Annotated in this window: 18 protein-coding genes; 10 read left to right on the forward strand and 8 right to left on the reverse strand. The window is 66.0% G+C overall.

Annotated features, from left to right (window positions below):
- Positions 1–24: 24 nt before the first annotated feature.
- The gene (locus tag KBY58_RS10870) at positions 25–1,161 is read right to left on the reverse strand and encodes a GNAT family N-acetyltransferase (RefSeq protein WP_255004346.1); all 1,137 of its coding nucleotides are present in this window, start codon (positions 1,159–1,161) and stop codon (positions 25–27) included.
- 90 nt (positions 1,162–1,251) lie between these two features.
- Here KBY58_RS10870 and KBY58_RS10875 point away from each other — a divergent pair, with 90 nt between their 5' ends.
- Positions 1,252–1,671: a hypothetical protein gene (locus KBY58_RS10875; protein WP_255004347.1), complete on the forward strand. Its 420-nt coding sequence runs from the start codon at positions 1,252–1,254 to the stop codon at positions 1,669–1,671.
- Between the two features lie 13 nt (positions 1,672–1,684).
- Here KBY58_RS10875 and KBY58_RS10880 read toward each other — a convergent pair whose 3' ends face one another.
- The gene (locus KBY58_RS10880) at positions 1,685–2,332 is read right to left on the reverse strand and encodes a RibD family protein (RefSeq protein WP_255004348.1); all 648 of its coding nucleotides are present in this window, start codon (positions 2,330–2,332) and stop codon (positions 1,685–1,687) included.
- A complete protein-coding gene (locus KBY58_RS10885) occupies positions 2,329–3,255 on the reverse strand; it encodes a 6-carboxytetrahydropterin synthase (RefSeq protein WP_409995751.1) in 927 nt (308 codons plus the stop codon). Before KBY58_RS10885 ends, KBY58_RS10880 begins: the two co-directional genes overlap by 4 nt.
- Before the next feature lie 36 nt (positions 3,256–3,291).
- On the opposite strand from KBY58_RS10885, the gene KBY58_RS10890 reads away from it, so the two are divergent.
- Positions 3,292–3,918: a shikimate kinase gene (locus tag KBY58_RS10890; protein ID WP_255004350.1), complete on the forward strand. Its 627-nt coding sequence runs from the start codon at positions 3,292–3,294 to the stop codon at positions 3,916–3,918.
- Here KBY58_RS10890 and KBY58_RS10895 read toward each other — a convergent pair.
- Both KBY58_RS10895 and KBY58_RS10900 read right to left on the reverse strand, forming a co-directional pair.
- Positions 3,911–4,171, reverse strand: a complete 261-nt coding sequence (locus tag KBY58_RS10895) for a chlororespiratory reduction protein 7 (RefSeq protein WP_255004351.1) — start codon at positions 4,169–4,171, stop codon at positions 3,911–3,913. The two genes, KBY58_RS10890 and KBY58_RS10895, sit on opposite strands and share 8 nt — an antisense overlap.
- 13 nt (positions 4,172–4,184) lie before the next feature.
- A complete protein-coding gene (locus tag KBY58_RS10900) occupies positions 4,185–4,865 on the reverse strand; it encodes a glutathione S-transferase family protein (RefSeq protein ID WP_255004364.1) in 681 nt (226 codons plus the stop codon).
- Between the two features lie 81 nt (positions 4,866–4,946).
- Here KBY58_RS10900 and KBY58_RS10905 point away from each other — a divergent pair, with 81 nt between their 5' ends.
- Genes KBY58_RS10905 through KBY58_RS10925 form a run of 5 tightly spaced genes read left to right on the forward strand, consistent with a single transcriptional unit; the run spans position 4,947 to position 9,145 of the window.
- Positions 4,947–5,153 (forward strand): DUF751 family protein, encoded by a 207-nt coding sequence (locus tag KBY58_RS10905; protein ID WP_255004353.1) that lies wholly within the window; start codon positions 4,947–4,949, stop codon positions 5,151–5,153.
- A 2-nt stretch (positions 5,154–5,155) separates the two neighbouring features.
- Positions 5,156–5,548, forward strand: a complete 393-nt coding sequence (gene rbfA, locus KBY58_RS10910; protein WP_254934083.1) for a 30S ribosome-binding factor RbfA — start codon at positions 5,156–5,158, stop codon at positions 5,546–5,548.
- A complete protein-coding gene (locus tag KBY58_RS10915) occupies positions 5,538–7,151 on the forward strand; it encodes a glycoside hydrolase family 3 N-terminal domain-containing protein (RefSeq protein ID WP_255004355.1) in 1,614 nt (537 codons plus the stop codon). The genes rbfA and KBY58_RS10915 overlap by 11 nt, the downstream gene beginning before the upstream one ends.
- Before the next feature lie 3 nt (positions 7,152–7,154).
- Positions 7,155–8,360 carry a glycosyltransferase gene (locus KBY58_RS10920; protein WP_255004357.1) on the forward strand — a complete coding sequence of 402 codons (1,206 nt, stop codon included), beginning with the start codon at positions 7,155–7,157 and terminating at the stop codon, positions 8,358–8,360.
- A complete protein-coding gene (locus KBY58_RS10925) occupies positions 8,357–9,145 on the forward strand; it encodes a uroporphyrinogen-III synthase (protein WP_254934086.1) in 789 nt (262 codons plus the stop codon). The genes KBY58_RS10920 and KBY58_RS10925 overlap by 4 nt, the downstream gene beginning before the upstream one ends.
- On the opposite strand, the gene KBY58_RS10930 is transcribed toward KBY58_RS10925, so the two are convergent.
- The 3 genes from KBY58_RS10930 to zds are packed head-to-tail and all read right to left on the reverse strand — an operon-like array spanning position 9,142 to position 11,527.
- Positions 9,142–9,630, reverse strand: coding sequence for a hypothetical protein (locus tag KBY58_RS10930; protein WP_255004359.1), 489 nt, complete (start codon positions 9,628–9,630; stop codon positions 9,142–9,144). The genes KBY58_RS10925 and KBY58_RS10930 overlap by 4 nt on opposite strands.
- Complete coding sequence (locus KBY58_RS10935) at positions 9,569–10,030, reverse strand: SRPBCC family protein (protein WP_254934088.1); 462 nt, start codon at positions 10,028–10,030, stop codon at positions 9,569–9,571. Before KBY58_RS10935 ends, KBY58_RS10930 begins: the two co-directional genes overlap by 62 nt.
- 9 nt (positions 10,031–10,039) lie before the next feature.
- Entirely contained in the window at positions 10,040–11,527 is a 1,488-nt protein-coding gene (gene zds, locus KBY58_RS10940; protein WP_255004360.1) for a 9,9'-di-cis-zeta-carotene desaturase, read from the reverse strand.
- 154 nt (positions 11,528–11,681) lie between these two features.
- Between zds and KBY58_RS10945 the strand changes: the two genes are divergently transcribed.
- The 3 genes from KBY58_RS10945 to KBY58_RS10955 are packed head-to-tail and all read left to right on the forward strand — an operon-like array spanning position 11,682 to position 13,825.
- Positions 11,682–12,077, forward strand: a complete 396-nt coding sequence (locus KBY58_RS10945) for a HesB/IscA family protein (protein ID WP_255004361.1) — start codon at positions 11,682–11,684, stop codon at positions 12,075–12,077.
- A 57-nt stretch (positions 12,078–12,134) separates the two neighbouring features.
- Positions 12,135–12,581 (forward strand): hypothetical protein, encoded by a 447-nt coding sequence (locus KBY58_RS10950; protein ID WP_255004362.1) that lies wholly within the window; start codon positions 12,135–12,137, stop codon positions 12,579–12,581.
- The gene (locus tag KBY58_RS10955; RefSeq protein WP_255004363.1) at positions 12,578–13,825 is read left to right on the forward strand and encodes a lipid-A-disaccharide synthase-related protein; all 1,248 of its coding nucleotides are present in this window, start codon (positions 12,578–12,580) and stop codon (positions 13,823–13,825) included. The genes KBY58_RS10950 and KBY58_RS10955 overlap by 4 nt, the downstream gene beginning before the upstream one ends.
- The last annotated feature ends 116 nt before the right edge of the window (positions 13,826–13,941 follow it).

Here is a 13,941-nt window from a genome sequence, read left to right on the forward strand (position 1 = left end):
CGGGCTTGGCGGCTGGAGGGGGCTTCAGGCATGGGGTGGATCGTAGGAAGCGGTGAAGGGCAGTTCCCCGTTTACAGCTTCGATTTCCAGGCCCATTTCGATGTTGGCTCCCGGCAGCCAGCGACGCAGGATTGCATCGAATTGCGGTTCAAACCAGGCATGCAGGCTGGTGCGCGGCTCAGCCACAAAGCCGCGGCGCCTCTTGTGGCTACCGCCAGCCCCTGGATCGAACTGGCGAATGCCGCGGGAAATCGCCCAGGCGATCGGGGCGTAGTAACAAACCTCAAAGTGCAGGCAGTCGATTTCCATCTCACTGCCCCAGTAGCGGCCCCAAAGCTGGTCGGGGGTGTGGACGCAAAGCGACATCGCCACGGGTTCCTGGGGATCGCCAAGGTGGGCACTGAACAGCACCAAGTTGGCCCTTAGATCCGCTGTGGAGGAGGTAAAAAACTCTTCGGTCAGGTACTTGCTGCCCCAGGCACCCCAACGGCTGCAGTGCTGGCCGTAGAAGTAATGCATGCGCTCCATTAGCGCCGGGGTGATTTCTTCGCCCACCACCGGGCTGACCTGCAGGCCCGCCGCGGCCACGGCCTGGCGTTCCCGCTTGATGTTGCGGCGCTGGTTGGCATTGAAACTGGCCAGATAGCCGTTGAAATCTTCAAAACCGGGATTGACCCATTGGCTTTGCTGGTTCACCCAGGGGGCCCAGCCGGAGGCCTCCACCAGGGGCTGCCAGGCCGGATCCACGTAGAGAAAATTGCAGCTCAAGAGCCTCTGCTGCCGGCAAAAGGCCTCCACCTGCTGGAGCATCAGGGCCGTGATTTCGGCCGGGTCTTCGGAGGGGTCGATCAGGAAGCGATAGCCCTGGACGGGGCTGAGCGGGCTCATCCCCACCAACTTCGGGTAGTAGCGCAGGCCCAGCTGGCCGGCGAGTTGGGCAAAGCTCTGGTCGAAGACAAATTCGCCGTAGCTGTGGCCCTTGAGATAGAGCGGTGCTGCTGCAATCAGCTGTTCGCCGCGCCAAAGCCCCAGATGGCAGCTCTGCCAACCCTGGCGCGGCACGATGCTGCCACTGGCCTCCAGTTGGTGCAGCCAGCGCCAACTAAAAAACGGTATTCCCGCAGCCAAACAATCCCAGGTGGCCTCGGGAAACTCGACCATGGAGGAATGCCAGCGGGCCTCCAGCACACAGGGCGGTCAACGAACCGCAAAACTAACCAGAGTGCCTGGGCCATGGCGGCCTTTATTTAGATGCGCCCCCCTGCCCCCTGGCTGACAGGAAACCTGATCGGAATTGTCCTGGCCCTGCAGGGGCCGGCCCAGGCGGGGCTGCTCCTACCGGTGCTGCAGCTGATGCGGCCCCAGTTGGAGGCCAAGCTGACCAAGGTGTGTGTGGAGAAGGGTTCGGCTGGGAATGGGGCCCTGGCGGCCAAGCTGCAATCGCCCTGCCAGCAACTGGCCAAACCAACCAGCGCCTGCCTGGTGGAGGAAACCGATGCCACTGGCCACAGCCTGGGGGTGATCTCCGAATTGATCCAGGGCCAATTCGGCAGCCAGAGCGAGCTGGTGGTTAAGCGCTGTCTGGCCAAGATGTTGGGCCTGCCGGCCGACAGCCTCAACGAGGTGCCGCTGCTGGAGCTGGCTACAGGCTTCAACAAAACCAAGCCCTAGGCCCAGCCAAGCCCTAGGCCCGCCGGTAGCGCAGGAGCAATTCTTCTCCGCCAAGGGGCCTGTGCTCAACCAGGCGCCAGCTGCTGCCGCCAGGGGCCTCCCCCCCCTGCCAGGGGATCCAGCCATGGGGACCGCCCAGCAGGGAGGGGCAGAGGGTGAGCTGGAGCTCGTCGATCCACTGCCCCGCCAACAGCTGGCTGGCCACCTGGGCCCCACCCAGGACCACCAACCGCTCGAGGCCCGCTTGCCAGCAGCCGGCCCACAGATCCGGCCAAGGGCCCAGGGACCAGTGCCGCTGAAATTGCCCGTTGGCTGGGATTTCCAGGCCTGGGGGCACCAACAGCCAGCGCTCCAGGGGCTGCTGAAAAAAGGGCAATTCGGCGGGCAGCTGGCCATTGCGGCTGAGCACCAGGGCCGCTGGCTGGGGCGATCGGCCTGCCGCCAGGCGCTGCGCCAGCAGATCGGCCGCTCGAATCAAACAGGTACTACCGTGGCGACGCAGGGTCTCGGCGCCAATCAGGCAGCCATCAGCCCAGGCCAGGGCCTCCTCCAGGGCCCGCCGGTCCCCCTGGCCACCCAACTGGGCCGCGCCCCCCTCTGGCGGCGCCAGGCGCCCATCCAGGCTGGTCGCCAGGACCAAGCGCAGCTCGGGCCGATTCAACCGGCGACCAGGGCCTCCAGGGCTGCGGGCACCATTTCGAGGCGCGGTGATTCTGCGAACACCTCGGCGGCGTTGTTCGGGCTTTCCTGCAGGCGCACCTTGTGAAGCTTGGCGCCGATCTCCGCGATGGGGGCCGTGAGCAGATCAGCAATGTGCAGGGCGATGTTTTCGGCCGTGGGCACGCAATCGGCGAAGAAGGCCACGTCCTTGTTGAGGAAGGTGTGGTCAAAGGGCTCCACTACCAGGTCTTGAACCAGCTGCTGCAGGGCCGCCAGGTCACAGACCATGCCGGTGCGCGGATCAATCGAACCCCGCACTGTCACATCGAGCAGGTAGTTGTGGCCGTGGCCGTGGGGCCGGGCGCACTTTCCGTAGATCTCTTCGTTTTCCCCCTGGGAGAGCTCGGGCCGGGCCAGGCGGTGGGCGGCGGCGAAGTGGGTGCGAATCGAGAGGAAAGCTTCCATGGAATCGGCCAGCAGGTCGGCCCAGAGGTTGGATTGTTCAAACAGGCGAAGACCCACCACGGGCAAATGGGGCGCCAGGCGCCGCCAAATGGCCAGGGCCAGGGCTTCGGTGGTGGGTAGGCAGCCGCCGGGGAGGCTGAGATCGAACTCGGGCCAGGTGTCGTTGAGAAAACGGAAATCCAGCTGGGCCGTCACCTCGGAGCGAATGGCGTGCTTCACGTCAGAGAGGTTGAGCACCATGCCATCGGCATCGAGGGGACCCGCCATCGCCACCACCAATTCGTAGTTGTGGCCGTGGCCTGGGGCGATGCTGCAGGGTCCAAAGCGGGCCCGGTTTTGCTCGCCATCCAACTCCGGAAGGCAATAGAGATGGCTGGCACTAAAGGTGGCTCGGCGCGTAATCACGCAGGGCCTGCCCTGGCCATGGCTTGGCATTGCCAACCCTCTGAGGCCCTCCATCCTAGAAACGCAGGATTACCCCCGGCGATATCGGCCATGACCGCCGCCCCCCATAGCAGCCTGGCCAAGCGCCTGGCCGGCCTCAACCTCTATCTGGTGGGGATGATGGGCACGGGCAAAAGCGCAGTGGGGCGGCCCTTAGCCACGGCCCTTGGCTACCGGTTTATCGATGCCGACAGCACCCTCGAACGGGCCGCCGGACGGACAATTGCCGAGATCTTTGCCAGCGATGGGGAAAGCGACTTTCGCCAGCTGGAAACGGGCGTTTTGAACCAAATTGCCAGCTGGCATTCCCTGGTGGTGGCCACGGGCGGTGGCGCGGTGACCAGGCCAGAAAACTGGGGCCACCTGCGCCAGGGGGTGGTGATCTGGCTCGATGCCAGTGCGGAGCGGCTGCTGGAGCGGATCCAGCAGGACCCCACGCCGCGGCCGCTGATGCAGAGCCCGGATCCGGGTGCCCGGCTCAGGGAACTAATCGCCCAACGCCAAGCCCTATACGCCCAGGCGGATCTGGTGATCGAGCAACAGGATGAAACCCCCCAGGAGGTGGCGGAAGCGGTGCTGACGGCCCTCCCCACAATCCTCAAAGCCCGGGGCGAAGCCCCCCAGCAGCCTGCGGTGCTGCGCAATGGGGATGGGGAGCTGACCCAGTCGCTCAACTAGGCGGTTCAATACGCACGGCAAACCACTGGATGGTGCGCCCCGGCTCCAGCTCCAATTCACAGGCCGTCTCCAACAGGCGCCTGGCCTGCTGCGTCGCCGTTGGCAGCCCCCGTAAATCGGCAGGCAGGGCGTCCAGCTCTCCGAGCTGCTTCTCAAGCCAAGCCAGGGTTTCGGCGGCCGTGAGAATCCTTTCGGCCCCCGCCGGCTCAAGCACCACGTAGTGGTCGAGGGCTCGAAGCAGGGGATCGGACATGGTTAGTGGGGGATCAGGCTGGAGATGTCTCGGCTTCGATTCGATCACGCCAGCTAAACAGCGGCTCCAACAGGGGGTGATCTGCCAGGCCCGGCACCTGGCAAAAAGCCAGTTGGGCAGCCACCGCCAGGTCGGCAAGGCTGAGGGAAGAACCCACCAGGTAGGGGCCAGCGGCCACCATCACTGCCAGTTGCTGGAGGTTGGCCTGCAGGTGCTGGCGTTCCGCAGCACCCATCACGCTGCCGAGGGCATCACCAAGGCCGCCAAACAGACGATTTGGCACCTTGTCGACAAACTGCTTGACCAATTCAGGGGTGGCCTCAGGCAACAGCTCGGAGCGCAACTGGGGGTCGAGGGCAGCGGCCTGGAGCAGGGCCATGCGGGCGCCCGAGGCCAGGGAGGTGTCGGCCCAATCCTCTAGGAGCAGCGCCCTGGAACGCAGCAGAGGATCGGCGGGCAGCAGGGCCGGGGTCGGGAATTTATCTTCTAAATAGAGGGCAATGGCACTGGAATCGGCAATCACCTCCGGGCCATCCACCAGCACCGGTACCTGGCGCTGGCCGGAAAGCTGGAACAGGGAAATCTGGCCCAACCCTGGCGTCACCTCGACCACGCTGTAATCGAGGCGCTTGAAGGCCAGCACCAAACGCACCTTGGCGCAGAAGGGGGAATGGCGAAACTGGTGCAGCTGCATCGACATCGCCGGCTTTGGCGGGCAGAGTAGCTACCACGAACCAGCTATTGGCCCTCCCGACTCAATGCAACCAGCCCAGCGATGAAGGACTTCTTCCTCAACGTGACCCGTTACCCGCGCTATTTGGTGGCGTTTGGGTTGGGATTGGCCAATTCGGTGCTGGAACCCCTAGCCGCCCGGGGCCGTAACCCCGTGACCGCCGTCGCCCTGATTGGGGCTGGCGTGAGCGGCATGCTCAGCCTGGCGTTGATCCTGCATGCGATGGTGAACACCACACCGGTGGCTTAGCGATGGCCCAAAGCCGAAGGGTGGAGCGCGTGGCCTCCATGATCCGCCGCGAAATCAGCGAAATGCTGGTGGCTGGCATCAGGGACGAAAGGGTTAGCCAGGGCATGGTGAGCGTCACCAACGTGGAGGTGGCTGGCGATCTGCAGCACTGCAAGATTTTTGTGAGTGTCTTCGGCAGCGAAGACGAGCGCCAGGAGGCCATTGCCGGCCTCAAATCGGCCACGCCATTTGTGAAGGGGGAATTGGGCAGGCGGCTGAAGATGCGCCGCACCCCCGATGTGTTGTTTGTGCTCGACCGTGGCCTCGAAAGGGGCACTTCTGTCTTGAGCCTGCTCAACAAGCTGGAAGAGGTGCGCCTGGAGAAGGGCGAGCCCCCCGAGGGCAGTGACCTCTGACCTAATCCGCAGCCTGATCGTGGTGCGCGCCAGCGGCCACCTGGCCGACGGCCAACGCCGCTATCCCCGCTGGGAACTGACCAACGCCGAGTTGCAGCGGCTGCTTGAAGAGGGGGTGGGCGGAGTGATCCTGCTCGGCGGCAGCGCCACGGAGGTTCGCGAACGCACCGCCCAGTTGCGCCGGTGGGCGGGCAAGCCCCTGCTGCTTTGTGCCGATGTGGAAGAGGGGGTGGGCCAGCGCTTTGAGGGGGCCACCTGGCTGGTGCCCCCCCTGGCCCTGGGCCAGCTGCACCGCCGCGACCCAGGCCGGGCCACGGCCCTGGCCGAGCGCTATGGGCGCTGCACGGGCAGGGATGCCAGGGCATTGGGCCTCAACTGGGTGCTGGGGCCGGTCTGCGATGTGAATAACAACCCAGCCAACCCGGTGATCAACGTGCGGGCCTGGGGCGAAGGGCCTGATGCCGCCGCCGAACTGGCCGCCGGCTTCTGCCGTGGTGTCCAGGCGGAAGGGGTGCTGGCCTGCGCCAAGCATTTTCCCGGCCATGGCGACACCGCCACCGATTCGCACCTGGAGTTGCCGCTGATTGCCCACTCCCGAGATCGGCTGGAGGCGGTGGAGTTACCCCCCTTCCGCTCGGCCATTGCCGCCGGAGTGGCAGCGGTGATGACGGCCCACCTGATGCTGCCGGCCCTTGATGCCGAGCTGCCGGCGACCCTGTCGCGGGCGGTGCTGAGCGGCCTGCTGCGCCAGGGACTGGGTTTCGACGGACTGATCGTGACCGATGCGCTGGTGATGGAGGCAATTGCGGGCCGCTATGGGGTGGGCGAAGCGGCCGTGTTGGCCCTGGCGGCGGGTGCAGACCTGGTGCTGATGCCAGGCGATGCGGACCTGGCCATGGCGGCGATCGCCACCGCCCTGGAGGAGGGCAGATTGGACCTCAGGTCCCTGGAGGCTTCGGCCGCCCGACGGCAGCGGGCCCTGGCCTCCACCGAGATCGCCACTTCCCCAGCAGGCCCACCAAACCTGCCGCCCCTGGAGCCGGATCAGGCCCTGGCCCTGGAGTTGGTGCAGGCCAGCCTCGAGCGCCAGGGGCCCCGCTGGAGCCGGCCCAGACCCGGCCAGGCCAGCGTGAACCTGATCCGCTGCGACAACGCCCTATCGGCGCCCTTTTTGCCCCTAACGGCCCCGGCCCTGAACCTGCCTGGGGCCGCCGGCATGCAGACCTGCCTGCTCGATCGCCACTCCCCATCGCCCTGGAGCGGCGATCCCCAGGCGCCCCTGGCCCTGGAGCGCTTGCCAGGCGTTGCACAGCCGGACAGCCCGGCGGTGTTGCTCCAGCTTTTTGTGCGGGGCAACCCCTTTCGCGGCAGCGCTGGGGCCGAAGAACCCTGGGCCGAAGTGGTGCAGCAGTTGCAGACCCGCGGCCAACTGGCCGGGTTGGTGGTGTACGGCAGCCCCTATCTCTGGCAGGGCCTTAGGCCCCTGCTGGCCACCCAGATCCCCGCCGCCTACAGCCCTGGTCAAATGCCCCTCGCCCAGGCGGAAGCCCTGGCAAGCCTTGGGGTGGGCGACACTGAAGGCCAAGGCGGCTTCACCGACTAGCCCATGCTCAGCCTTTCGATGATCGTGCGGGATGAGGCCGAGCGGATCGAAGGCTGTCTGGCTTCGGTGGCAGGTTTTGTCGATGAAATGGTGCTGCTCGACACCGGCTCCCTCGACGACACCGTGGCCATTGCCCAGCGCTGCGGCGCCGTGGTGCACCACCTGGCATGGCCGGGGGATTTTGCACCGGCTCGCAATGCCGCCCTCGAGCACCTGAGCGGCGACTGGGTGCTGGTGCTGGATGCCGATGAGCAGCTGCAGGAGGCCGCCAAGGCCCCCCTGCAGGAGCTGATGGCCGATCCAGAGCTGCTGGTGATCAACCTGCTGCGCTTTGAGCAGGGGGCCCTGCAGTCGCCCTATTCGAGTGTGAGTCGACTGTTTAGGCGCCATCCAGCCCTGGGCTGGAGCCGGCCATATCACTCAATGATCGACGACAGCGTGATTGCCCTGCTGGAGCGGGAACCCCATTGGCGGGTGGTCGATTGCCCGGTGCCGGCCCTGGTGCACGACGGCTACCGACCCGAACTATTGGCGGCGGGCCAAAAGGCGGCCCGGCTGCGGCAGGCCATGGAGGCCGACCTGGCCGCACGCCCCGGCGATCCCTATGCCTGCGCCAAGTTGGGCAGCCTGGAGGTGGGCGAAGGAAATCTGCGGCGAGGGCTCGAGCTGCTGGAGCTGGGGCTGACCCATTGCCCGGCAGAAGCCCATCCCGAGCGCTACGAACTGCTGCTGCACCTGGGGATTGCTCTGGCGCCAACCGATCCCCAAAGGGCCGCCGAGCTCTACCAACGGGCCCTGGCCCTGCCCCTGCCGCCCCGGCTCCTGCTGGCGGCCCTGCTCAATTTGGCGGCGCTCCTGCTCGAGGCGGGCCAGCCAGCACCTGCGGCCCAGCTCTGCAGGCAGGCCACCCAGGCCGCGCCGGAGGTGGCCCTGGGCTGGTACAACCTCGGGATTGCCGAGCGCCAGCGGGGCGATGTGGCAGGAGCCATCGCTGCCTATGGCCGGGTTTTGGAGCTGGATCCAAACCATGCTTCGGCCCAGCAAAACCTGGGGGTGGCCCTTTTGGTCAGGGGCGACATCGAAGGTGCGCGCTCGGGGCTGCGCCGGGCGATCCAGCTGCTGAAGGAGCAAAACCGCCACGATGAGGCCGCTGCCCTCCAACAACAGGCCGGGGCCATGGTCAATCTCAATGCCCCTGGGGTGCCATGAGCCCTCTGCCCCTAGCTGGCCGCAGGGTGGCCGTAACCAGGGCCGAAACCCAGCTCGGGGAAGCGCGCCGTTTGTTCGAGGCAGCCGGCGCCCAGGTGCTGGATCTGCCGGCCCTGGTGGTGGGGCCACCGGATGAATGGGGCCCCCTCGATGACGCCCTCGCCGAGCTCGACAGCTTCCACTGGCTGATCTTCTCCAGCGGCAATGGCGTCAGCGCCGTGGAGCAGCGCCTCAAACGGCTGGGCAGCTGCCTGGCCCACCGCCCCAGGAGCCTGAAGATCGCAGCGGTGGGCCGCAAAACGGCAATCCAACTGGAGGAGCTGGGCGCCGGGGCCGATTTCATCCCACCGGCCTTTGTGGCCGACAGCCTGCTGGAGCACTTTCCGGTTTCGGGCTGGGGGTTGAGGTTGCTGCTGCCCCGGGTGCAAAGCGGCGGCCGCACCCTGCTGGCCGAAGCATTTGCGGAGGCCGGCGCCCGGGTGGTGGAGGTGGCGGCCTACGAAACCCGTTGCCCCAAGGGCCTACCCAGCGCGGCATTGGCGGCCCTAGAGCAAAAGGGGCTGGATGCGATCACCTTCAGCAGTGGCAAAACCGTGCGCCACACCTGCGAAATGCTCGAGGCGGCCTACGGCCCCAGCTGGCGGCAACAGCTCGAGGGGGTGGCGGTGGTCTCGATCGGCCCCCAAACCAGCCGCTGTTGCCTGGATTTACTGGGCCGGGTGGATGGGGAGGCCGACCCCCACGATCTGGAGGGCCTGGTGGCGGCCTGCGCCAGGGCCCTCTAGAGCTCTGCCACCACTGATTGGCCACCATTGAGCAGCAGCAGGCGACCGCGCTGCCCATCAACCCTGGCCACCTTCCAGCCCGGGGGCAAAAGGTCAGTGCTGCGGCCACCCTGCTGGCCGGCGCTCAAGGTGCCGCTCAAATTGCCAAATTGCACAAGGGCCTGCACCTGGCCGCCGCTGCGCACCACCCCGCTAAAACGAAAACCGGCGGGAAGGGCAGCCTGGGCGTTTGCCTGCCTACCGCTGGCGGCAATCGGGGCGAAGGGATCCCGGCGGCCGATCGGCACCGAAGCCTCCACCTGGGCAGGGGTTGGCAGGGCCTTGAGCCCGGCCAAATGCCCCTGGCTGGCGGGCCTGGGCCCTAGGGCAACAGGGGCTGGGGGGAGGGAAGAAGGGGAATTGGCATGGGGGCCCGCAAAGGAGCTACACCCCGCCAGCAGCAGGGCCGGGATAACGGCTTTGCACCAGGTCGCGAAAACGGTCAAGGTTGGCCTGGAGCTCCTTAGTGACTATTCCCCCCAGGATGCTCGGTTCCATCAGGGGTGCCAATACCCCGGGTAGCTCATAGCTGACGCTGAGCTTGACGGAGGTGGCGCCATCCTCCTGGGGATAGAAGCGCACCGCCCCCTTGGTGGGCAGCCCCCCTACGGATTGCCAGTGCAGTTGCTGGGCCTCGACCCGCTGGGTGATCCGCGCCTTCCAGTGGAAGCGAAAACCCTGGGCCGCCAGGGTCCAGTCGGTGAGGTCGGGATCATCGAGGGTGGTCACCGACTCAATCCAACGCATCCACTGGGGCATCGCCTCCAGATCACTCCACACCTCCCAGACCTGCTCCACCGGGGCATCGATCTGGGTGGTCACACTGTGCTCAAGCCAACGGCCCATGGGTTCTGCTCAGGAATTAGCCGGGGTTGAGGAAGCTGGATTGGCGGCCAGCTGCACAGGACGATCCAAAATTGCCGCCGCCGCCAGGCGACCGCTCATCGTGGCACCCTCCATCGAGTCGATGTAGTCCTGCTTGGTGTAGCTGCCGGCCAAGAAGAAGTTAGGGATGGGGGTGCGTTGGTCGGGGCGGTAGGGCTCCATGCCGGGGGCTTCTCGATACAACGACTGGGCCAGCTTGACCACGTTGCTCCAGACCAGCGTGAGCCCCTGGGCCGATGGGAACAGGCTGCGCACCTGGGCATCGGTGGCCGCCACAATCTCCTCGGTTTTCTTGGGGATCCAGGGGTCCCCTGGGGTTAGGACGCACTGCAGCAGCGAACCCTGGCCCTCCTTGCGGTAGTCGGCGGGGCTGGCCAGGGCCAGGTCGGCAAAGCAGCTGAAATCGGCGTCGGCTGTGTAGAGAAGGTTGTCGAGGCCACTGGCGTGGGCCAGGTCGTGGCGCTTGGTGGTGGCGTCAGGGGAATCACCCAATTCGGTCACCCAGCCGTCGTAGCGCAGCTGAACGGTGGCCACCGGCACGGCTTCTAGCTTGTAGATGGCATCGAACTGGGCATGCTGGCGCCAGGCCTCGGGCAACAGGCGCTGAATGCCCGGCACATCGCAGGCCGCCAGGTAGCAATCCGCCTGCACCTGCACATCGCCCTCGGGGGTGCCCAGGGTGAGGCCGGTAACCCGGAGATTTTCACCCTCCTCGTAGTGCACCTGGCTTACCCGGTGGCGCAGGTGGAGCTTGGCGCCGCGCTCCTGGATGTAATCGAGGATCGGGCCCGTCAGCCAGCGGTGCGGTGAGCCCTTGAGCAGGTTGAGTTTGGAGGCCTCGGTTTTGGAGGCAAACATCATGAAGATGGTGAGCATGCAGCGGGCGGAGATCGCCTCGCAATCAATGAAGCCGAGGGCATAGGCGATCGGATTCCAGAGGCGGCGGATGCTCTGCTCACTGCCGCCATGGCCCACAAACCAATCCTGGAAGCTGATGCGATCGAGATCGCGAATCACCTTCATGGCCCCCTCGTAATCCACCAGACCAAGCACGATCGGGCTGGTGCCCAGGGCCAGGGCGTTGCGTAGTTTGTCGAGCCAGTCGAGCTGGGGGGTGGTGAAAAAGGCCTTCAGGCCATTGAAGGGGGCACCGATTGGGAAGCGAAAGTCGAGCTCGCGCAGGTCGCCGCCCTTATTCACAAACAGGTGGGTGTGGTCCTTGGGGAGCAGGTTTTCGAAGGCCCCCACCTTGCGCATCAGGGCAAACAAATTGGCGTAGTTGAAGAAGAAAACATGCAACCCCATCTCGATGTGGTTGCCTTCGGCATCTACCCAGCTGCCCACCTTGCCGCCCATGAAGGGGCGGGCCTCATAGAGGTCGACCTGGTGGCCCGCTTCCACCAGATCCACGGCCGCCGACAGCCCGGCCAGCCCTGCTCCCACGATGGCGACGCGCACCTACTGCCCAGCGATGTGGCCCGACTCTATGGATTCGCCCGCCAAAACCGCAATCAGAAAGGCTGCTCCCAAAAAGGGCCGCCCTGGCCCAGAAACGGCAGGCCAGCGGAAGCATCCATAGAGTTGGGGGATCTTTAGCGTTGCGGCCGCAGCCATGACCACCGGTACCGCCACCATTCCAGCCCCCCACACCGCCAAAGACGGCAAGGGAATCCTGGTTACGGAGCCAGCCATGAAACAGCTGGGCAACCTGATGCAGCAGCAGGGTGCAAACCAGGTTTTGCGGGTGGGTGTGCGCTCCGGCGGCTGCAGCGGCATGAGCTACACCATGGATTTTGTGGATCACTCCGAAATCCAGGCCGACGACGAGCAGTACACCTACGAACCGGCCAATGCCCCCAGCTTTTTGGTGATCTGCGATCCCAAGAGCCTGCTCTACATCTATGGAATGCAGCTGGATTTCTCCACGGCCCTGATTGGGGGTGGCTTCAACTTCACCAACCCCAACGCCACCCAAACCTGCGGCTGCGGCAGTTCCTTTGCGGTGTGAGGCCCCAAGCCGCGGCCGGCATGGGAATCTGAAGCAGATACGCGCACGGCGCTTGCCATGACGGCATCCCCAGGCTCCGAAGCCCAAACCAGCGAAGAGAGCTCCCTGTTTGAGGCGGCCATCGGCCGCTACCAGCAGGGCGCCCCGGCGGCTGAAGTAATCGACGACTTCATCGCCATTACCCGCCAACAGCCCAACCAATCCGCCGGTTGGACCTGCCTGGCCTGGTTGCTGCTGCTGGAAAACCAACCAATTGATGCCCTCAAGGCCGCCAAGGCGGCGGTGCGCCTAAACCCCCAGGACCCCCAGGCCCGGATCAACCTCAGCCTGGCCATGCTCGAAACCGGCGCCAAGGGCGTGCGCGAGCACATCGAGATGGTGCAAAGGGTGCTGGTGATGGCCCCCGAGATGGCAGAAGAACTGCAGGAATCGATGGCCGATGGCCTGCGGCGCAAGCCGGGCTGGCAGGCCATGGACAAGGTGAGGGACTGGCTGGCCCTTTGAGAGCTTCGTTTGAGGTAACCCCCAAGCCCCTGCTGCTGCTCAGCAATGGCCATGGGGAGGATCTCAGCGGCTCCCTAATCGGCCAGGCCCTAGGGGCCCAGGGCCAGAGGGTGCTGGCCCTACCCCTGGTGGGCCATGGCCGGGCCTATCTGCAGGCGGGGATTGAAGTGCTGGGCCGCACCCGCGAATGCAGCACGGGGGGCTTGGGTTACACCAGCCTTAGGGGGCAGCTGCGGGAGATCCGGGAGGGTCAGTGGGCCTACCTGCTGGGGCGCCTGCTTTGGCTTAGGCGCCACAGGAGCCAGTTTGGGCTGGTGATCGCCGTGGGGGATCTGCTGCCGGTGCTGGGGCTCTGGCTGAGTGGCCTGCCGGGAGCGGTGTATCTGGTGGCCTACTCCAGCCACTACGAGGGTCAGCTGCGGCTGCCCTGGCCCTGCGGCTGGCTGCTGCGCTCCAAAAGGATCCTGGAGATCTGGAGCCGGGATCAGCTAACGGCCCAGGACCTCAGCGGCCAACTGGGCCGCTGCGTGCGCTTCCTCGGCAATCCATTCATGGATGGGCTGCCAACGCTCGCAAGTGGCCCGAGCCCTGAAGCCAGGCCGCATGGCCGCCAAACCCTGGCCCTACTGCCGGGCAGCCGCATGCCAGAGGCCCTGCAAAATCTGCTGCTGATGCTGCAGGTGCTGGAGCGCCTGCCTTCGCAACTGCAGCAGCCTGGGCGGCTGAGGCTGCGGGTGGCGCTGGTGTCGGCCCTAGATCAGCAGCAGCTGGAGGTGCAGGCCGGCCGCCTGGGCTGGCAGCTGGAGCAGCCCGCAGGAGAGGGCACCCACGTACTGCAACGCGGCAGCCTGCGGCTGGAGCTGGGCTGGGGGAGCTTTGGGGAGATCCTGCAGGATTCAGACCTGGTGCTCGCCAGTGCGGGCACGGCCAGCGAACAGGCGGTGGGCTTGGCAAAGCCCGTGCTGCAACTCTGCGGCCCAGGCCCCCAGTTCACGGCCAGCTTCGCGGAAGCCCAGCGCAGGCTCCTGGGCCCGGGCGTTTGCTGTGCGATCGGCCCCAGCGGCGCCCCTGGCACCCTCGAGGCCACAGCAGAGCTGGCCAGCCAACTGCTGGCTGGCCAATGGGCCGATGGGGGCGACTGGCGCCAGGGCCTGGAGCGCATCGGCGCCGAGCGGATTGGCCCGATCGGTGGCAGTGGGGCCATGGCGGCGGCGATCATGGCGTTAGTTCCAATCACCAGGTAGATGGAAACCAGGTTGCAGCGGGTCAAAAACGCCTTCGACAGCCTGCTGGTGGTGGATGTGTTTGTGGTGATCGCCGGTGCGATCTGGTTTGCGGTGGCGGTGACCCTGCACAGCCA

The organism is Cyanobium sp. HWJ4-Hawea (assembly GCF_024345815.1).
Classification (GTDB): domain Bacteria; phylum Cyanobacteriota; class Cyanobacteriia; order PCC-6307; family Cyanobiaceae; genus Cyanobium_A.